The following is an 18,794-nucleotide window of genomic DNA, read 5'->3' on the forward strand; positions in this document are numbered from 1 at the left end:
GTGCAGACCATGCCCCTCGAGCAGCTCCGCGCCCTCCAGGGCGAACGGCTCCGCGAGGCGGTGGAGCGTGCTTACAAGGCCGGTGGGTTCTTCTACCGGCGCATGCGCGACCACGGCGTCTCCCCGTCCGACGTCACCTCCGTCGACGACGTGCGGGCCCTCCCCACCTTCCGCAAGGAGGACCTTCGGGCGAATGAGGCCGAGTACCCGCCCATCGGGGACTATCGCGTCGTCGGCCTCTCCGGCTCGGTCCGGCTGGCCACCTCGTCGGGGACGACTGGCCGACCCACGGTCACAGTCTGGACCGACCACGACCTGAACATCGACTACGAGATCGCGGCGCGGCGCTACTGGCGTGAGGGTGTCCGCCCCGGCCACGTGATCGCCAACGCGCACCCCGGCTACCTCAACGGTGGCCAGTCCCAGGTGGCGGGCGCTGCCGAGAAGATGGGCTGCCTGCCGATCTCGATCGGCCCGCCGGAGGACGAGGCGCTGGTCGAACGCGCCCTGCGCACCATCGAGAACATCCCCATCGACCACTGGCACACTCTCCCCGCCGGTGCCGCGCGGATCCGAGAAGTGGCCGAGCGGATCGGCTGGTCGGGCAGGATGCCCGAGGTCGCGGCCGTCACCCCGATGCGTCAGTACTCGGCCATCAGCGCCGGGCTGGAGTGCATCGGCACCTTGGGTGGCACCTGCAGCCCGGAGAACTACCGCGGCGCCCACGTAGCTGAGGACTACGCGATCGTCGAGGCGGTCGACGACGTCACCGGTGAGCCCGTCCCGGACGGGCAGCGAGGCAAGTTCCTCTGCACCTCCCTCGGGCGCGACAACCCCATGCTGCGGTTCGACCTCAACGAGGTGATCCGGCTGGACCGTTCGCCCTGTCCCTGCGGGGAGACCCATGTCCGCGCCTTCTGGGAGGGCCGAATGCAAGACGTGGTGACCGTCCAGGGGAAGTGGATCATGCCGATCGACGTGTGGTCGGAAATGGACGAGTCCCAGGAGTTCGCGGTGGTCCGCACCGCAGACGAGCAGGATTCCCTCGAGGTCCGGGTCGAGAACCCCGCGGGCGGGCTGCTGGAGCGTCTGCAGGAGCGGACCGGTGTACCGGTCACGGTCACTGCCGTCGAGGTGGGTTCCCTTCCCCGGGCCGCCTACAAGGCGAACCGCGTGGTGGACGAGCGCCCCTGAGCCCGCTCCCCCGGCATTCCGCAGAGGTGCCCCCGCGGACGCGACCACGCGGCCGTGGGGGCCGCTCGTACCGAAACCGGACCACGACGGGTAATGTGAGCATATTACGGGGGGGAGGCTGCAGGTGGCGCAGACCAAGGTCGCATCGGAGATCGCCCGACGGTTGATGCGGGAGGCCGCCGAAAGGGGGCTGGCTCCCGGTGATCACCTCGGCGCCGAGTCGTGGCTGCTCGAACGCTACGGCGTTGCTCGCGGCTCGCTGCGCGAGGCGATGCGGTTACTCGAGGCGCAGGGTGCGGTGGAGATGCGCCGAGGGGCCGGCGGGGGCGCGATCATGGCCCTGCCTCAGCCCGCCCAGCTCGCCGGAGTCCTCGCGATGACACTGCAGTCGGGTCACGGCACCTTGCGCACCATCCTCGAGGCCCGGGCGGCCGTCGAACCCACCATGGCGGCCCTCGCGGCGAAGCGTCGGACCGCCGAGCAGGTAGAGGAGATGCTGCGCTGTACCGAGGACCTCCTGGCGTCGCGACACGACTCGGCCGCCTTCCACGTGTACAACCGGCAGTTCCACGACCTGGTGGCGGCGGCGTCGGGCAACCTCCTGCTGGCCGCCATCGTGCCCGCGCTTTCGTGGATGTCGCAGGCGATCGGGTGGGAGCACGATCCGCGCGTCCGCAAACGGGTCGCGATCGAGAAGCAGCACATCGCCGAGGCGATCGAGCAGGGTGACTCCTGGTCGGCGAGCCAGCGCATGAGCCGCATGATCACTGCGTACGAGGAGATCGAGACCGTCGACCCGCGTCGGCTCGATTCCCCGGTCGTCTGGGCCGACGTCGACGAGCTTCTGGAGAAGCACCTGCAGGCCGAGGCCGACCGCCCCGCGTCGTGAGGAGGGTCGGCGGACCGGGCCGGGAACAGCCACCCTGAGCGCACCTGGAGAGACCGACGATGGGCATGCACGAGAACAAGGTCGCAGTGATCAGCGGGGCCGCGCGTGGACAGGGCAGATCGCACGCCGTGGCGCTGGCGCAGGAGGGCGCAGACATCATCGCGCTGGACATCTGCCGCGACATCGACTCCATGGAGTACCCGAACGCCACCCCGGCCGATCTCGCCGAGACGGTCGCGCAGATCGAGAAGCTGGACCGACGTGTCGTGGCCCGTGAGGTGGACGTCCGCGACGCGGCGGCGGTGAAGACCGCCGTCGACGAGGGTGTGGCCGAGCTCGGCCGGCTGGACATCGTCCTGCCCCAGGCCGGCATCGCCCGCTACACCGACGCCGGCTCCTACGAGGCGGAGGCCCAGGCCTGGGACGACATCCTGGGGGTCAACCTCTCCGGCTACTACCACCTGATCGAGTCGTCCATCCCGCACCTCGTCGCGGGCGGGCGCGGCGGTTCCATCGTGATGACCGGCTCCACCGCGGCCACTCGCCCGGTCGGCTCGCGCGGAGGCCGGTTGGCCTACATGGCGGGCAAGCACGGCGCGGTCGGCCTGATGAAGGTCTATGCCCTCGCGCTGGCCGAGCACTGGATCCGGGTCAACATGGTCCACCCCACGGGCGTGGCGTCCGGAATGACGATGAACGCCACCATGGAGAAGATGGCGGCCGAGGCCGCGGCGGGCACGTCCGGCGAGGAGAGCTGGATCGCCAAGTCCCGCAACCTTCTCGATGTGCCGATGCTCGAGCCGAGCGACATCACCGAGGCCGTCATGTTCCTGGTGTCGGACAAGGCCCGCTACATCACCGGCGAGGAGATCAAGGTCGACGCCGGGTTCTCCCTGCTCTGAGACCACGGCGGCGGGGACGGGCGGGTTTCTCACCCGCCGCCGTCTCCGCCGCGGGTCATCGGCTCAGCCACAGCTCCCGGGGGGCCCGCAGCGTCGCCGACGGGTTGTAGGCGACCGGCTCCGTCCGGAGCTCGTACCCCCGCAGTGCGTCGAGCACCTTCGGGAACGCCAGCTGGGCCTCCATCCGGGCGAGCGGCGCACCGATGCAGAAGTGCGCCCCCTTTCCGAACGACAGCGGCTGGGGCGAGGGACGGCGGATGTCGAAGGACGAGGCGTCCTCCCACCGGTCCTCGTCGCGGTTGGCGGCGCCGATCATCAGCCAGACGAGCTCCCCACGCTCGAGGCGCCGTCCGCGGATCTCGACGGGCTCGTGGACGACCCGGGCCACCCGGTGGGCGGGTGCGTCGTAACGGAGCATCTCCTCGACGGCGTGGGGAACGAGCTCTGGCTCCCGAAGCAGCAGCGCACGCTGCTCGGGATGGCGCAGGAGCGCCAGCAGGCCGTTGGCCAACAGCCCCACCGTCGTCTCGTGTCCGGCGAACAGCAGCACCCCGAGGTTGGAGAGCACGTCGCGCTCGTCGACGAAGGCCTCCTCGCCCTGGATCATCAGACTGATCATGTCGTCGCCGGGCCGCCGGCGCCGGAACGTGATCAGCTCCCGCATCGCGTCCTCGAAAGCGGCGACCGCCGCGTCCACCTCGGAGATCGAGACGTCGGTCATGACCACCCCGCCCATCGTGCGGGCGAGCGGGTTCAGCAGGTTGCGCAGCGACGGGCGCAGCTCGGCGGGTACGGCGAAGAGCTCGCAGATCACGGCGATCGGCAGGCTCACGGCGACGCTCTCGACGAACTCCACGCTCGGCTCGTCCCGGATGCGGCCGACCAGATCGTCGACCACGCGCCCCACGTGATGGCGGGCCCGCTCCATCGACCTCGGCCCGAAGCCCTTGCTCAGCGCCCGGCGCATCATCGTGTGGTGCTGCCCCGACTGGAACAGGATCCAGGGGCGCTGGTGGGCCCGCGTCCGCTCGCCGATCGGCGGCGTCAGGCCTGCCATCAGTCTCTCGAGCAGGTTCTCCCCCTGCAGCCCGTGGTTGAGGAGCCGGCGGTCGCGCAGGGCGGCCTCGACGTCGTCGTACCTGCTCAAGACCCACGCGTACGGGTGCCGCCAGAGCGGTGCCTCCCGCCGCAGGCGGGCGTAGGCCGGGTAGGGATCGGCGATGTGTCCGGGATCCGCAGGATCCCAGATCAGCTCGTCGCTCACGGAAGCTCCCTCGGCTCGGGTCATTTGAGGAAGAGCGGGTTGATCGGCGACCCCACCGCGCCGACCACCGGCAGCACGGAGACGGCGCACTGGCCCTCCCACACACCGTCCTGCGCACAGTCCGTGGCGAGTCCGTCCAGGTCCAGCACCTCGGCCAGCGGCAGCCCGAGATCCCGCAGCGCCGCCACGTGGAAGTCGATCCAGGTGTGACCCGGTTGCGCCGGACGGCACTCGACCGCGAGGTTGTCGACCCCGAGGACCGCGACGTCGTGGTCGTGGAGCCACGCCACGGTGTCCCAGGCGAGGCCCGCCTCGGGTCCGTCGAGCAGGTCGCGGCGCGCCGTCTCGTCCCCGAGTCGTTGGAACGGCGCCGTTCGGCTCCCGAAGCGCTCGTACCAGTGTGTGACCGTGCCGGTGCGAACGAAGAGGATGTCTCCCGGGCGGACCTGGACCCCCTGCGCCTCAGCCGTGCCGTCGAGCAGGGCGGCCGTGATCGGGAAGCCCGGTTCGAGCCAGGGGACGCCCTGCGCCCTGGCCACGTCCAGCACGACACCGCGCCCGACCAGACCGGTCGCGAGATGGTGGACCCCGAGGCGGCGGGCACCGGTGCCCGCGGTGACCAGTCCCGACCAGAAACCGTTGTACATCAGGTTGCCCCGGCCGACGTGGCCCAGCCCGTCCAGCTGGGTCGTCCCCTGCAGCGCCATGACGAGGTAGTCGTCCGCGCCGTCGGTCCCTGCCCCGGTCAGGATCGCGTCCCCGGTCGCGATCTGGAACAGGTGCAGGGGCTCGCCGCGGTGGCTCGGCGCGGCGAGCCCGCCGATCGGCAGACCGAGCGCGAAGTGCTTTCCCGTGCGCACCAGGGCCGCGGCTTCGACGGCCCGCTCCGCGGTCAACAGGTTGGCCGTCCCTCGCTGGTCCGAGTCGCCCCAGCGGCCCCAGTTGTGGATCGGGCCCGGCGCGCCGCCGACCACCTTGCCGTTCGCGTCGACCGTGTAGGTCGGCGGCTCCCAGCAGGTCAGCTCGGGCTCGGGTACCTCGCGCATGTCTTGTCCTCCCGGTCGTGGCGCTGCGCGTTCCGGCGGGGCGCCGCGGACGACCCGTGCCCGCTCCGGGCCCCACCGTGGCGGTCGCCGGTCTGGGGGCGGCCTGCAGCGGGACGGCGCACTGGTCCCGGACGAGGGGTTCGACATGCGCCAACCCCGGGGTCGGGTAGCGCGGGTCGAAGCTGCACTGGTCCCACTCGTCGATGAAGGTCACCGCGGTGTCGAACCACGGTTCCCCTGCGTACCGCTCGTGCTCGTCCGTGTCGCCGCCGCATGGTTGTGCAGGGCGACATGTGGGTCAGGTTGTCCACGGCGAAGGCCGGATACCCGGCGGCGCCGCGGGCACGCCTTCAGAGGGGACTGGTCAGCTCGCGGTCGCTCTCCGACTGGGCGTCCGGGGTGTGCGACCACGGAACCACCGGCTCCCCGGAACTCAACATGTCGAGGGTGTGGAGCCAGCGTCCGTGCCCCATGCCCGTCGCGATGGCGTCGCCCAGCTCGACGATCTCCGCCGTCGTGAAGACGGTGGCGAGCTGCCGGTAGGTCTCGCTGTCGATCGACCAGTGGTCCAGATGCATCTTCCGCTGGAACGCGAGCGCGAGGCGCTCCCGTTCGCTGAGTTCCTCCCCGGCGCCGACCACGGCGCACGCGATCGCCTCCTCCGCCAGCTCCGAGTCGTAACGTGCCTGGGAACAGGCGTCGCAGCCGACGAGCTGGGCATTGGCCAGGCGCAGCAGCTCGCGGAGCCGGGCCCCGAGGGTCCCTCCGCCGTCTGTGCCGTTGTTCGCGATGTGGCTCAGCCGGACCTGCACCAGTTCGGGATCGGGGTGATGGGCGATGATGCGCGGCCACGCGGTGTTGCCCGAACCGAGCTGCCCGCTCTCCACCAGCCGGTTCATCTCCGCCAGGAGATCGGGGTCGACCTTGTCCTCGGGCAGCGGCTCGATTCGAGGCATGTGTCCTCACTTCTCCGGGAGGGCTGGCTCACATCAACAATCAAAGATTCTTATCATCTTTGTCGCAGCCGGACAATGGTTCTCGACGCCGGAGGGGGCCTGCACCCGCCTCTGGCGACGCCGCGGCACCGCCGGTTCGAGCCTTGTTGCCGCCTCGCGGCAGGGCGTAACGTGCACGAATCTGATCAGAAACAGTCGCCCGACCTCGGACCGACATCGGACCGACGCCGGGGCGTACGGACGGGACGGGCACATGACGAACCAGGACCTCGACTCGAAGGTCACCGACCTCGAGGGCGAGATCGACGCCGCGTTGGCGGTCGCCCGCGAACGCGGGGAGGTGGGCTTGCAGGTGACGGCATACCTGCACGGCGAGCAGGTGGTCGACGCCTGGACCGGCACCGCCGACAAAGCGGGTCGAGTCCCCGTTGACGGTTCGACGCTGTTCCCGGCCTTCTCCGTGACGAAAGGGATCACCGCCACCGCGTTGCACCTGCAGGCCGAACGTGGTCTCGTGGACTACGAAGCCCCCGTCGTCCGGTACTGGCCCGAGTTCGGCCAGAACGGCAAGGAGAAGGCGACGGTCCGCGACGTGCTGTCCCACCGCTCGGGCGTTCCCCAGATGCCCGCCGAGGTGACGACCGAGCGCATGGCCGACTGGGACTGGATGGTCACCGCGCTCGCCGCCGAGACCCCGCTGTTCCCGCCCGGCGAGGTGAACTGCTACCACTCCATCAACTGGGGCTGGCTGGTCGGGGAGATCGTGCGCCGCACCGACCCCGTCGATCGCTCGTTCGGCCAGTTCGTGCAGGACGAGCTGTGCGCCCCGCTCGGGATCGAGGACCTGTTCATCGGCTTGCCGGAGAAGGAGGACGGGCGGGTCGCGGAGCTCGTCGACGACACAGCCTTCACCAGGACCTCCGGCGCCGGGCGGACTCCGCTGCAGCGGCGGACCATGCCGGCCGCCGCGGCGCCGACCGCCGAGATCTTCGGCAGGACCGACGTCTGGCGGGCCCAGATCCCGGGCGCAGGCGGCATCATGAACGCCCGCTCCGCTGCGCGGGTCTACGCCATGATCGCCTGCGGCGGCCGGCTGGGGGACGTCCGGATGCTCTCGGAGGAGCGGCTCCGTGCCCAGCTTCAACCACGGCCGGACGCGGACAAGCCCGACCTTGTCAGCGGCGTGCCTCGGATGCTCGGGATCGGTGGCTACTACGTCGGCGGCCAGGCGCCGCCGGCCAACGCCCTCTACGCCGGTTCGACCTCGATCCTCGGCCATCCCGGAGCCGGCAGCAGCAACGCGTGGGCCGACCTGGACAGCGGGCTGGCCGTCGCCCTCATTCACAACCGGATGTTCGACGAGCCGCCCAACCGGGACGACCACCCCTTCATCCCGATCGTCGAGGTGCTGCAGCGCTTCGCACGGCAGCACGGCTGACGGCACCTTCCGGTTCCGGAGTCCGCGGACGACAGGCGCCGGTGACGCCTCGAGGCGTCACCGGCACGTCTGGTCGCACGGACGCGGTCGTGATGGACGCGCCGGTCAGAACCCGAGCGGCTCGAGCTCCGGCGGGGTGGCCGCGCCGTAGACCGCCGTGGGAAGCAGCGACTCGTCCCCCATCATCCAGAGCTTCTGGATCCGGCGCCGCCGGAACCGCCAGCCCTCGGCGGTGCGGACGAGCTCGTCCTCGTAGACCCCGCCGGCGAGGCAGGTCACGGGAAGGCCGTCGCGCATGACGGTGTGCTGGGCGATCGTGTAGAAGGAGGCGTCCGCCCGGTCCCCGTCGACCTTGATCACGGGGTTTCCCGTGAAGTGCTGCGTCGCCTCCCACTTGGTCAGTTGTCGTTGGTTGCGCGCGATGATCGCATCCCGACCCTCGACGATCGTCCCGTTGAAGTTGACCACCGCATCCTCGGTGTAACAGTTCGCGAGACCGGCCCAGTCGCGGCGGTCCGCCGCCTGGGCGTACCGGTACGCGGTGTCGAGGATCGCGACGAAGTCGTCACTGGCGCTCATGAGCGAACGCCGGTGACAGCGAGCTGATCGTGCGGAGTCGGCACCGTTCTCACGGTCTGGACAAGAGTCGGGACACGCACATGGCCTCCCAGAGATGCACCGGTGACCGGTGTGATCCGGTCGATGGATTCCTGATCAGTATTACCCCGCATAGACAAGACGAGTCAACGGAGGGAGAGTGTCGACGGCCATCAGACAACGCGACTCGCGATCGCCTGTCATCGACCTGACGTCGGTTCCGGTGCGACGCCGATCGGCTCGACATGGAGATCGACGGCTAGGAGCGGCACCGAGCGCGACCCCATCTGGGATGTCGTGGTCCGTTACCCCCCGCCCCCAGAGTTCGAACTAGGCGCAGGGTTTCGGACCACGAGTGGCTTCACGGGTGGCTCCGCTCCCGGTGGCCGGGGGAGCGAGCTGGGCGACGATGGCGGACAGCGTTTCCCCGACGACGTCGCCTCCGTCTCTCCAGACGACCCCGACCTCCAGCGACGGGGCGTCGACGACCGGGACACGGATGAAGCGGGGGTCGACGAAGATGCGACCGACGTCGCCGTCGTGAGGGACGAAGGCGACCGATCCGCGGCGGCGCACCTTGGCGGCGATCATCATGACGTCGGCGGCCGGGACGGTCTCGACTCGGACGACGCCGCGGGCCCTGAGCTCGGCACGCATGTGCTGCATGGCAGTGGGCTGCACGCTGTCGTCCATGGTCACGAACGTGTGGTCGGCCAAGTCGGCCGTGCGTAGGGTGGGTCGAGTGGCGAGCGGATCGTCGCTGCGCAGCACCGCGACGATCGCGTAGGTCGCCAGGGGCAGGACGCCGAACGTCGGGTCATCGACCGGCAGGTGCACGACCGCGAGGTCGATCTCGCCGGAGGCGACCGCGGGGAGCAGCTCAGCCGACGGGGCCAGGGTGACGTCGAGAGGCCGGTCCGGGTCGGACTTCTCGACGGCCTCGACCACGGCGTCGAGCACCGCGGCGGGGGCGAGGTGCGTTCCTCCGATGTGGAGAGTGCGGGCCGCGCTGCGGGCGAGCCGGCGCACCTCGGAGCGCAAGTCGTCGAGTTCGGCGACGATCGGCTCGGCTCGGGAGAGCAGGCGTCGGCCCGCCGCGGTCAGCTCCACCTGGTGGTAGCGGCGCACGAACAGATCCCCGCCGAGCTCGCGTTCGAGCTCCTTGACCGACCGGCTGACCGGTGAGGTGGTCAGGTGCAGCCGCGCCGCGGCGCGTCCGAAGTGGCCCTCCTGGGCGACCGCGAGGAAACATCGGAGCTGCTGGAGGTCCACGCGGACCAGTGTGGCAGCGCCGCGTTGCGGGATCGAGCACGCTGCGTCCCGGAAGTCGCGCTGTACGACCCCACCCTCGGGGGTCGAGGCTCGGGGGACGGACGGTGCGAGGAGGCATCAATGACAGACGGTGGAGCCCAGCGGAATCCGCTCCCACTCGAGGGCGTCCGGGTCGTCGACCACACCGACGGGCACGGCACCGAGTCCGTGGCGCGCATACTGGCCGATCTCGGCGCGGACGTCGTGCGGGTCGAGCCGCCCTCCGGGGCGAGGTCGCGGCTGCTCGCAAGCGGTGTCTACGACGCGGTGCACAACGCCAACAAGACCTCCGCGGCGCTGGACCTCGCCACACCGGCCGGGCACGCCGACTACCTGCGGCTGGTCGGCTCGGCGGCGATCCTGGTGACCTCGTTCCGCCCGGGCGAGCTGCCGGCCGGCCTCGACGCCGAGGACCTCGCCATGCGCTTCCCCGGCCTGGTCGTGGCGTCGCTGACCGAGTACGGCCGCACCGGGCCGTATCGAGACCTGGCCGCCACCGAGGCGACCCGGCTTGCCCTGGGCGGGGTGCTGTGCCGCTCCGGGCTTCCCGACCGCGAGCCCCTGCTCCCGCCCGGTGATCTCGCCGCCGAGTCCGCCGCGGCGCAAGTCGCCTTCGTGGCGCTCGTGGGCTACTTGAACCGCCTCGAGACCGGGGCCGGTGACCTGCTGGACTGCTCGGTCTACGAGTCCACGGTCCAGACCCTGGACCCGGGTTTCGGCATCGGGGGCAGCGCGACCGGTGGCGTTCCGGCCTTCGACGGCCCGCGCGGGCGGCCGGACGCCCGCCACCTGTACCCGGTCTTCCCGTGCCTCGACGGCTGGGTGCGGATCTGCATCCTGTCCCCGCGTCAGTGGCAGGGGATGTTCCGCTGGCTCGGGGAGCCTGCGGAGTTCGCGGACCCGAAGTACGGCTCGCTCGTGGAGCGGTTCCGCGCCTCCGGGCGGATCTACCCGGTCATCGGCAGACTGTTCGCCGGACTGACCCGGGCGGAGGTCATGTCGGGCGGTGACGCCCACGGCGTGCCGACTGCGGGACTGGCCACACCCGCCGAGGTGCTCGACAACGAGCAGCTGCGCGCCCGAGGTGCGTTCGTCGAGGCTGTGCTGCCCGACGGACGGACCGTGCCGGTTCCCAACGGGGTGGTCGAGCTCGACGGCGCCCGCGCCGGGTTGCGCACGCCTGCTCCCGCGGTCGGCGCGCACACCGAGCAGGTGCTCTCCGCGCTCACCGAGCCCGCACCCCCCGAGGCCACCCCCCACCTCGGACGCGCCCTCCCCCTACGAGGGCTACGAGTGCTCGACCTCGGCGTGATCGTGGTCGGTGCCGAGACCGGGCGCCTCCTCGCCGACCTCGGCGCGGACGTGATCAAGGTGGAGAACCGCGCGTTCCCGGACGGCAGCCGCCAGACCCTGGACGGATCGCCGCTCAGCGCCGGTTTCGCCTACGGCCACCGGACCAAGCGCAGTCTCGGGCTGGATCTGCGCAGCGCCGCGGGCAAGGCGCTGTTCCTGGACCTCGTGCGGCGCTCGGACGTGGTGCTGAGCAACTTCAAGCCCGGCACCCTGGAGTCGCTGGGGCTCGCCGCGGCGGACCTGGCCGCCGTCAACCCCCGGATCGTGACCGTGGAGAGCAGTGCCTTCGGTTCGACCGGGCCGTGGAGCGGCAAGATGGGCTACGGGCCGCTGGTCCGGGCCGCAGTCGGTCTGTCGCACCTGTGGCGGTTTCCCGACGACCCGGCGGGGTTCAGCGACGCCTCGACGATCTACCCCGACCATATCGCGGCCCGTATCGGTGCGGCGGCCGCGCTGGCTCTCGTGATCGCCCGGCGCCGGACCGGGCGTGGCGGGCACGTCGCCGTGGCCCAGGCCGAGGTCATCGCCGCCCAGCTCGGCACCCGGCTCGCCCAGGAGTCCCTCACCCCCGGCACGATCTCCGCAGGCGCAACGCGGCCCGAGGTCGTCGACGGGGTCTACCGGTGCGCCGGAGATGACGAGTGGGTCGTCGTGTCGGTGCGCGACGACACGGACTGGGAGCGGCTCGCCGATGTCCTCGAGACCGACCCGACCGATCCACACCTCGTCCGACACGATGATCGGGTGGCCCACCGCGCGGAGCTCGACCACCTCGTCACAGACTGGACCCAGTCCCGGACACCGCAGGAGGCCATGGCGGCCTTGCAGCATGCGGGCGTGCCCGCCGCCAGGATGCAGCGCATCCCGGAGATGCTCGACGACCCGCAGCTCGGCGAGCGACGGTTCCTCGCCACGATGGCCCATCCACTGCTCGATCGCGAGGTGCCGACCGAACGGTGGCTCGCCGTGTCGCGACACCTCGCCGACGCCGATCCCACGCCCGCGCCGCTGCTCGGCGAACACAGCCGAGCCGTGCTCGCCGACGTGCTCGGCCTCGACCCGACGACGATCGAACGCCTGGTCGCCGACGGCGTCGTCGAGGAGCCCGAGCAGCGTCACCTGCCCGCGATCGCCCCGCGCATCGGCATCTGACACCGCCGGCATCGAGCCACCGCCCCGACGCACAATGAAGATCGACGAGAGCCCCAGCGAGGAGAATCCGATGTCGACCGACGAGCTCGACCCGTCCACCCCCGTCGTCGTGGGGGTGGGTCAGGCGTCCGAGCGGCTGGAGGACCCCGGCTACCGCGGCCTGTCGGCCGTCGGGCTGGCCGCCGAGGCGGCCCGGGAGGCCCTGGCCGACACCGGCGTCGATCCCGCGGCCGTCGCGGCGGCGATCGACACCGTCGCCGGGATCCGGCAGTTCGACATCTCCATGCCCGGAGCGCCCGCACCGCTGGGCCGCTCGGACAACTACCCGCGTTCGGTCGCCGACCGGGTCGGTGCCGCTCCGCGGCGGGCGATCCTCGAGGTCGGCGGCGGACAGGGACCCCAGCACCTGCTGACCGAGCTCGCGGGGACCATCGCGGCCGGCGACTCGCAGGCGGCGCTGCTGTTCGGGGCCGAGGCCATCTCCACCGTCACCCACCTGGCGCAGGCCGAGGACAAGCCGGACTTCACCGAGCACGTCGAGGGGGACCTGGAGGACCGCGGATACGGCCTCGCCGGCCTGGTCTCGATGCACCACGCCGCCCACGGCCTCACCGGCGCCCCCGAGCAGTACGCCCTGTTCGACAACGCCCGCCGCGCCCGGCTCACGCAGTCCCGCGAGGACTACGCCCGCGGCATGGGCGAGCTGTTCGCGCCGTTCACCCGGGTCGCCGCGGCGAACCCGCACGCCTCCGCGCCGGTCGAGCGCAGCGCCGTCGAGCTGGTCGAGGTCACCGAGACGAACCGGATGATCGCCGACCCCTACCCGCGCTATGTCGTCGCCCGGGAGAAGGTCAACCAGGGCGCTGCCGCGCTCGTGGTCTCGGTCGCCACCGCCGAGCGTCTCGGCATCCCCCGGGACAAGTGGGTGTTCCTGCACGGCCACGCCGATCTGCGCGAGCGCGACCTCATGGCGCGCGCGGACCTGTCCGCGAGCCCGGCCGCCGTCCTCGCCGCCCGCCACGCCCTCGACGTCGCCGGGATCGGGCTGGACGACGTGGCCACGTTCGACCTGTACTCCTGTTTCCCCATCGCGGTCAGCAACGTCGCCGACGGGCTCGGCCTCGCCGCGGACGATCCCCGCGGGCTCACCCTCACCGGCGGGCTGCCGTTCTTCGGCGGCGCCGGGAACAACTACTCCCTCCACGGCATCGCCGAGACCATCGGCCGGGCCCGGAAGGCACCCGGCAGCTACGGCTTCGTCGGCGCCAACGGCGGACTGTTGTCCAAGTACTCCGTCGGGATCTACTCGACCACCCCCACCGGCTGGCGCACCGACGACTCCGCCCGGCTCCAGGCCGAGGTCGAGGCCTGGTCCGCGCCGGAGGAGGCCCACCGGGCCGACGGCTGGGCCACCATCGAGACCTGGACGGTCAGCCACACCAGGCGCGGCCCGATCGGGATCGTGATCGGCCGCCTCGACGCCGACGGCCGCCGCTTCCTCGCCCGCTCCGTCGACGGCGACACCGGCCTGCTGGAGCTCCTGGGGCAGGAGGAGCCGATCGGCGCCCGCGTCTACGTGCGCTCCTTCGGGTTCGGCAACCGGGTCACCGTGAACGACACCCGCATGGACGAGCTGTTCCCCACCCGCGTCCCCGCGTTCCGGGACACCTACGAGCACCTCCTCGTCCGCCGCGACGGCCACCTCCTCGAGATCACCATCAACCGGCCCGAGCAGCGCAACAGCCTGCACCCGCCCGCCCACGAGGAGCTCGACGAGGTCTTCGACGCCTACTTCGCCGATCCCGACCTGTGGGTCGCGATCATCACCGGCGCCGGGGACAAGGCCTTCTCCGCGGGCAACGACCTGGTCTGGTCCGCCTCCGGCAAGCCTGTGACGATCCCCAAGAGCGGCTTCGGCGGCCTGACCTCTCGGCGGCACCTGCCCAAGCCGATCATCGCCGCAGTCAACGGGTTCGCCATGGGCGGCGGCTTGGAGATCGCGCTCACCTGCCACCTCGTCGTCGCCGACGAGACCGCGAAGCTGGCGCTGTCCGAGGTCCGGGTCGGTCTCGTCGCTGGGGCGGGTGGGCTGGTTCGGCTGCCGCGAGCGGTACCTCACAAGCTCGCCACCGAGATGATTCTCACCGGCCGCCGCCTCACCGCGGCTGAAGCACTCGACCACGGGCTGGTCAACCGGATCACCGAGCCCGGCACTGCCCTCGAGGGTGCCCGCGAGCTGGCGGCGGAGATCCTCGCGGGTTCGCCCACCTCGGTGCGGGTGTCGCTACAAATCATGGGGGAGACCGAGGGCATCGCCGACACCGTCGACGCCGTCACCCACTTCTCCCCCGCCTTGGAAGAGCTGATGACCAGCCAGGACGCCTTCGAGGGGATCACCGCCTTCGCCCAGAAGCGCGCGCCGGAGTGGCGCAACCGCTGACAACGCCCCCGGTGCCCGCCGCGATGGCGTGCGGGCACCGGGTGGATCAGCGCTCGCCGCCCCGTGCAAGACGCAGTCGACGAGGTCGTGGTCGTAGGGCGCGCCGGCGCCGCGCCCGTCACGTCGTCGGCCGCCCGACGCCGGGCTGGTCGCGGACGGGCACGAACTCGGGTGAACGGGAACGACACCGGGCCGGGCAGGGCCGTCCAGGCCGCGCCACCGGTCACCGCCGGGCCGACGACCACCGCCGCGCCGACGACCACCGCGTCGGCGTCTGCGGCGGCCGACCGGCGAGTCTGCATCGACTTCGACGCCCGAGGCGGCGCGCTGCTGACCGCCTTCGTCGGGCCGGCCGTCGAATGTCAGAAGGGCTGACCACACACCATCCTGGTTCGACGCCGACGAACTCGCCTCCACAGGAGCTCAGTACCGGGAGAGGCCATCACCCCGCCCGGCGCTGCACACGCCGCGTGGGGGTGGACGGACCCGCACGGGCGTGGTCGGCCCGCTCAGAGCAGACCGATGCGGTCCAGCCGTTCTTCGTACACATCGAGCGCGGCCTCGGCGTCGGACGCGGTCTTCTCGACCTCCGCGTAGAGGGCCCGCAGGTCCGCTCCGGACTCGCGGAACCGGCGGTTCCACTCCTTGCCGTCGACGCGCCAGTACCCGACGACACCGTAGGAGCGGGCCGGGAGCCCGCGCTCGTGGCGCAGGTGCTTGCGGACGGCGCGCGTCGCGGCGGCCTCGCCCGCGACGTAGACGTACCCGGGTCCCTCGGGGAGCTCCAGTGCCCGGACCACCGTGGCCAGGGTACTGCCCGCGGTGCCCAGCTCCGGGGTGTCGATCCAGGTCACCTCCGCGCCGGTGAGGGGCTGCCGGTCGGCGGGGTCGGGGATCTCGATCACGGCCGTCGTCGGCAGCGAGCCCGCCGTCTCCTCGATGATCCGGCCGAAGGCCGGGAGGCCGACGACGTCCCCCAGCAGGAGCTGCCACCGGGCGTCCTCGGGCCGCTTGAACCAGCTGTTCTGGTGCACGATCCGGAGCCGGTCGCCGACCTCGGCCACGGCGGCCCACTCGCCGCCCACCCCACCGGGGTGGACCACCAGGTCCACGGTCAGGCGCCCGGCCGCCTCGTCGACCGCGCGGACGGTGTACCAGCGGCCCACGTCGTCCACGGGGTCCTCGGAGATCCCGGCCACGGGGAAGTTGAGCAGGCAGCCCTCGTCGGGGACGCCGAGGGAGGTGAACCCCCGCAGCCCCGGCCCGCCCAGCTCGACGCGGACCAGGCTGGGCGAGAGCCGGCGCACCGCCAGCACGTCGGCCAGGTGGGACGGGGGCTCGGCGGTCACGTGCGCTCCTCGTTCAGGAAGTCGAGCAGGATCTCGTTCACGGTCGCGGGACGTTCGAGGTACCCGACGTGCCCGGTGTCGGGGACCTCGACGTAGCGGGCGGCCGGGATCGCCTCGGCGACCTCCCGGCTCAGGTGGGGCGGGATGGTGGTGTCGTCCGCGAAGCCCACGACGAGGAACGGCACGGTGATCGCCCGGTACTCGGGCCGCCGGTCGCCCATGTCGACCGACGCCGCCAGCTGGGCCCGCTCCCCCGGTCCGATCGCCGAGCCCCCCATCTCGTACACGTCCAGCCAGTCCTGGACGGACTCCGCCCGCCGCGAGACGGGCGAGAGGTTCTGCACCACCTTCACCGCGGCATGGTAGGCGGGCGGCAGGACCACGCCGTCGTCGTGCAGGTCGATCTCGCCGCGGGCCTGTGCCTCGGCCACGGGGTCCAGGCGCGCGTGCGCGCCCATCGCCACCGCCCGGGAGACGAGGTCCGGTCTCGCCAGGGCGAGCTCCTGGACGATCCGCGCGCCGAGCGAGGTCCCGATCACGTGGGCCGGGCCGCCGCCGAGGTGCTCGATGAGGGCCGCGGTGTCCCCCACCATGTCGTCGACGGTGAAGCCGTCGGCGCACTCCGTCGTCGGCGGGATCCCGCGGTTGTCGAACGTCGCGACCCGGTGTCCCGCCGCGAGCAGGGCCGGGACCTGGTGCAGGTGCCAGACCCGACCGGGGCTCCCGGTACCCATCACCAGGACGACGAGCCGGCCCTCGCCGCGCACGTCGTACGCGAGTGAGATGCCGTTCAGGTCGGCGACGACGGTCGTCATGCCGAGCGCCGCTCCGGCCGGGCGCGGGGTGCGACTCCGCCTGCTCCGCCACCCGCCCCGGCCACCGCCTGCACGACCGCGGCCGCCTTCAGGGTCATCTCGTCGTACTCGTCCACCGGGTCCGAGTCCAGGACGATGGCCCCGCCGGCCCCGATGCTCGCCCGCCCGGACTCGATCGTCGCCGTGCGGATCACGATGTTGAGGTCCGCCGCGCCCTGGAAGCCGAAGAACCCCAGCGCCCCGGAGTAGATGCCGCGCGGGCGCCGCTCCAGCGCGTCGATGATCTGCATCGTGCGCAGCTTGGGCGCGCCCGTCATCGAGCCGCCCGGGAACGCGGCCCGGACCGCCGCGACGGGCCCGACCTCGGGCCGCAGCCGCCCGCGGATCGTCGAGACGAGCTGGTGGACGGTGGCGTAGGACTCCACCTTCATGAAGCCCGGCACCCGGATGCTGCCGATCTCGCAGATCCGCCCGAGGTCGTTGCGCAGCAGGTCGACGATCATGAGGTTCTCGGCGCGGGTCTTGTCGCTGCCCGCCAGCTCGTCCCGCAGGGCGCGGTCGACCTCGGGGTCGGGGTCGCGGCGGGCGGTGCCCTTGATCGGCTTGGACTCGACCGTGCCCTGGGCGTCGACGGTGAGGAAGCGCTCCGGGGACGACGACAGCACGTGGAGCTCGTCGAACCGGAGGTAGGCGGCGTACGGGGCGGGGCTGCGCCTGCGCAGCCAGCGATAGGCCTCCAGCGGGGATCCGGTGAAGGGCAGGTCCAGCCCGTTGGTCAGGCAGATCTCGTAGCTCTCCCCGGCGTGCAGGCTCGCCGCGCACTCCTCGATGTCCGCGAGGTAGCGGGCCCGCGAGCGGTGCAGCAGCGGCTCGACGTCGATCTCCCGTTCCTCGTGCGCCACCGGCCGCGGCCGGGCGCCGCGCAGCGCCTCGATGCGGCCCGCGGTCTCGTCCACCCAGGCCTGGGCCCGCCGCACCGAGCCGTCTCCCCCGTCCGCCAGGGCGAAGACCCAGGTGGTGTCCGTCTCGTGGTCGACGGCGACCATGCGGCTCGCCGTCATCCACTGGGCGTCTGGTTGGGGCGAGACGTGGTCGGTGGGCGACCCGCACTCGTCCCGCATCTCGTAGCCGAAGTAGCCGACGTAGCCGCAGGCGAGGTCGAACGGCAGCGCGGAGTCCCAGGGCAGCCGGTGGGTGCGCAGCCGCTCCTCCAGGGTGTCGAAGATCGACCCGGGGGTGGCGCGGACCCGCCCGTCCTCGGTGACGACGTGGACGACGCCGGTGCCCACCCGCGCGCTGAGCACCTCGCCGAGCCCGCCGCCCGCGTCCCCCAGGAAGGAGAACCGGGAGAGCCCGCGCTCGACCCGGCTGCTGTCCAGCCAGAACGCGAACCGCGAGTCGGCGAACAGCTCCTCGAACAGGACCTCGGTCGACACGGTGAAGTCCAGGGTCCGGCGGCGCAGGGTCCGCTGCTGTGGGCGCAGCGGCGTCGGTCCGCCGCGGTGCTCGGCCCGGACCAGCTCGGCGAAGTTGGCGAAGATCGCCGCGCCGTGCTCGGAGGCCACCGACTCAGGGTGGAACTGCACGCCCCACCACGGGAGGCGCCGGTGCCGGACGCCCATCACCACGCCGTCCGGCGACCAGGCCGTGGCCTCGAGGTCCTCGGGGAGCGGCTCGGCGAGGCAGAGCGAGTGGTAGCGCACGGCCGTGAAGTCCTGCGGGACGCCGCGGAACAGCTCGGTCCCGCTGTGGCGGATGGTCTCCAGGTAGCCGTGCCGCGGTTCGGGGGCGGGGACCACCGACCCGCCCGCGAGCCAGCCGAGCGCCTGATGGCCCAGGCAGACCCCGAGGACGGGGATGGTCCCCGCGCGCAGGTGGTCCAGGGCCACGCCGCGGTCCCCCGGTTCCGCGGGGCTGCCGGGACCCGGGGAGATCACCACCGCCGCGTAGTCGACGAGGTCGATGTCCGCCCACTCCGGGGCGTCGTTGGCGAGGACCGTGGGCTCGACCCCGAACGTGGCGGCCATCAGCTGGAACACGTTGTAGCTGTAGGAGTCGTAGTTGTCGACGAGGATGGTGCGCATCGGG

15 protein-coding genes are annotated in these 18,794 nt (G+C 71.9%); 7 read left to right on the plus strand and 8 right to left on the minus strand.

Annotated features, from left to right (window positions below):
- Positions 1-9 precede the first annotated feature (9 nt).
- The 3 genes from BLS43_RS17645 to BLS43_RS17655 all read left to right on the plus strand — a co-directional run bounded on the left by BLS43_RS17645 (position 10) and on the right by BLS43_RS17655 (position 2,985).
- Positions 10-1,194 carry a phenylacetate--CoA ligase family protein gene (locus tag BLS43_RS17645; protein ID WP_143030095.1) on the plus strand — a complete coding sequence of 395 codons (1,185 nt, stop codon included), beginning with the start codon at positions 10-12 and terminating at the stop codon, positions 1,192-1,194.
- A gap of 124 nt (positions 1,195-1,318) precedes the next feature.
- Positions 1,319-2,083: a FadR/GntR family transcriptional regulator gene (locus BLS43_RS17650; RefSeq protein WP_093086070.1), complete on the plus strand. Its 765-nt coding sequence runs from the start codon at positions 1,319-1,321 to the stop codon at positions 2,081-2,083.
- Positions 2,084-2,142: 59 nt separating this feature from the next.
- A complete protein-coding gene (locus tag BLS43_RS17655) occupies positions 2,143-2,985 on the plus strand; it encodes a mycofactocin-coupled SDR family oxidoreductase (protein WP_093086073.1) in 843 nt (280 codons plus the stop codon).
- Between the two features lie 55 nt (positions 2,986-3,040).
- On the opposite strand, the gene BLS43_RS17660 is transcribed toward BLS43_RS17655, so the two are convergent.
- The 3 genes from BLS43_RS17660 to BLS43_RS17670 all read right to left on the minus strand — a co-directional run bounded on the left by BLS43_RS17660 (position 3,041) and on the right by BLS43_RS17670 (position 6,194).
- Positions 3,041-4,249: a cytochrome P450 gene (locus tag BLS43_RS17660; RefSeq protein WP_176921392.1), complete on the minus strand. Its 1,209-nt coding sequence runs from the start codon at positions 4,247-4,249 to the stop codon at positions 3,041-3,043.
- Positions 4,250-4,269: 20 nt separating this feature from the next.
- Complete coding sequence (locus BLS43_RS17665; protein WP_176921393.1) at positions 4,270-5,295, minus strand: cyclase family protein; 1,026 nt, start codon at positions 5,293-5,295, stop codon at positions 4,270-4,272.
- A 350-nt stretch (positions 5,296-5,645) separates the two neighbouring features.
- Positions 5,646-6,194: a carboxymuconolactone decarboxylase family protein gene (locus tag BLS43_RS17670; RefSeq protein ID WP_143030097.1), complete on the minus strand. Its 549-nt coding sequence runs from the start codon at positions 6,192-6,194 to the stop codon at positions 5,646-5,648.
- A 310-nt stretch (positions 6,195-6,504) separates the two neighbouring features.
- Here BLS43_RS17670 and BLS43_RS17675 point away from each other — a divergent pair, with 310 nt between their 5' ends.
- The gene (locus tag BLS43_RS17675; protein WP_176921394.1) at positions 6,505-7,689 is read left to right on the plus strand and encodes a serine hydrolase domain-containing protein; all 1,185 of its coding nucleotides are present in this window, start codon (positions 6,505-6,507) and stop codon (positions 7,687-7,689) included.
- Positions 7,690-7,794: 105 nt separating this feature from the next.
- Here the strand turns inward: BLS43_RS17675 and BLS43_RS17680 are convergent, their stop codons facing one another.
- Entirely contained in the window at positions 7,795-8,268 is a 474-nt protein-coding gene (locus BLS43_RS17680; RefSeq protein WP_093086084.1) for a nuclear transport factor 2 family protein, read from the minus strand.
- A gap of 348 nt (positions 8,269-8,616) precedes the next feature.
- A complete protein-coding gene (locus tag BLS43_RS17685) occupies positions 8,617-9,558 on the minus strand; it encodes a LysR family transcriptional regulator (protein WP_093086087.1) in 942 nt (313 codons plus the stop codon).
- Positions 9,559-9,678: 120 nt separating this feature from the next.
- Here BLS43_RS17685 and BLS43_RS17690 point away from each other — a divergent pair, with 120 nt between their 5' ends.
- The 3 genes from BLS43_RS17690 to BLS43_RS17700 all read left to right on the plus strand — a co-directional run bounded on the left by BLS43_RS17690 (position 9,679) and on the right by BLS43_RS17700 (position 14,917).
- Positions 9,679-12,102: a CaiB/BaiF CoA transferase family protein gene (locus BLS43_RS17690; protein ID WP_093086089.1), complete on the plus strand. Its 2,424-nt coding sequence runs from the start codon at positions 9,679-9,681 to the stop codon at positions 12,100-12,102.
- Between the two features lie 70 nt (positions 12,103-12,172).
- Positions 12,173-14,542 carry an acetyl-CoA acetyltransferase gene (locus BLS43_RS17695; RefSeq protein WP_093086310.1) on the plus strand — a complete coding sequence of 790 codons (2,370 nt, stop codon included), beginning with the start codon at positions 12,173-12,175 and terminating at the stop codon, positions 14,540-14,542.
- Between the two features lie 171 nt (positions 14,543-14,713).
- Positions 14,714-14,917 carry a hypothetical protein gene (locus BLS43_RS17700; RefSeq protein ID WP_093086092.1) on the plus strand — a complete coding sequence of 68 codons (204 nt, stop codon included), beginning with the start codon at positions 14,714-14,716 and terminating at the stop codon, positions 14,915-14,917.
- Between the two features lie 134 nt (positions 14,918-15,051).
- Here the strand turns inward: BLS43_RS17700 and BLS43_RS17705 are convergent, their stop codons facing one another.
- The 3 genes from BLS43_RS17705 to pabB are packed head-to-tail and all read right to left on the minus strand — an operon-like array spanning position 15,052 to position 18,790.
- Positions 15,052-15,891, minus strand: a complete 840-nt coding sequence (locus tag BLS43_RS17705) for a siderophore-interacting protein (RefSeq protein WP_093086095.1) — start codon at positions 15,889-15,891, stop codon at positions 15,052-15,054.
- A complete protein-coding gene (locus BLS43_RS17710) occupies positions 15,888-16,706 on the minus strand; it encodes an alpha/beta fold hydrolase (protein WP_093086098.1) in 819 nt (272 codons plus the stop codon). The genes BLS43_RS17705 and BLS43_RS17710 overlap by 4 nt, the downstream gene beginning before the upstream one ends.
- Complete coding sequence (gene pabB / locus BLS43_RS17715) at positions 16,703-18,790, minus strand: aminodeoxychorismate synthase component I (protein ID WP_093086101.1); 2,088 nt, start codon at positions 18,788-18,790, stop codon at positions 16,703-16,705. The genes BLS43_RS17710 and pabB overlap by 4 nt, the downstream gene beginning before the upstream one ends.
- Between the last annotated feature and the right edge of the window lie 4 nt (positions 18,791-18,794).

The organism is Pseudonocardia oroxyli (genome assembly GCF_900102195.1).
Lineage (GTDB): Bacteria > Actinomycetota > Actinomycetes > Mycobacteriales > Pseudonocardiaceae > Pseudonocardia > Pseudonocardia oroxyli.

Excerpts from the sequence above, each read along its gene's own strand:
- BLS43_RS17645 (WP_143030095.1), top strand. The coding sequence starts at position 10 with ATGCCCCTCGAGCAGCTCCGCGCCCTCCAGGGCGAACGGCTCCGCGAG.
- BLS43_RS17655 (WP_093086073.1), top strand. The coding sequence starts at position 2,143 with ATGGGCATGCACGAGAACAAGGTCGCAGTGATCAGCGGGGCCGCGCGT.
- BLS43_RS17665 (WP_176921393.1), bottom strand. The coding sequence starts at position 5,295 with ATGCGCGAGGTACCCGAGCCCGAGCTGACCTGCTGGGAGCCGCCGACC.
- BLS43_RS17670 (WP_143030097.1), bottom strand. The coding sequence starts at position 6,194 with ATGAACCGGCTGGTGGAGAGCGGGCAGCTCGGTTCGGGCAACACCGCG.
- BLS43_RS17675 (WP_176921394.1), top strand. The coding sequence starts at position 6,505 with ATGACGAACCAGGACCTCGACTCGAAGGTCACCGACCTCGAGGGCGAG.
- BLS43_RS17680 (WP_093086084.1), bottom strand. The coding sequence starts at position 8,268 with ATGAGCGCCAGTGACGACTTCGTCGCGATCCTCGACACCGCGTACCGG.
- BLS43_RS17690 (WP_093086089.1), top strand. The coding sequence starts at position 9,679 with ATGACAGACGGTGGAGCCCAGCGGAATCCGCTCCCACTCGAGGGCGTC.
- BLS43_RS17695 (WP_093086310.1), top strand. The coding sequence starts at position 12,173 with ATGTCGACCGACGAGCTCGACCCGTCCACCCCCGTCGTCGTGGGGGTG.
- BLS43_RS17710 (WP_093086098.1), bottom strand. The coding sequence starts at position 16,706 with ATGACGACCGTCGTCGCCGACCTGAACGGCATCTCACTCGCGTACGAC.
- pabB (WP_093086101.1), bottom strand. The coding sequence starts at position 18,790 with ATGCGCACCATCCTCGTCGACAACTACGACTCCTACAGCTACAACGTG.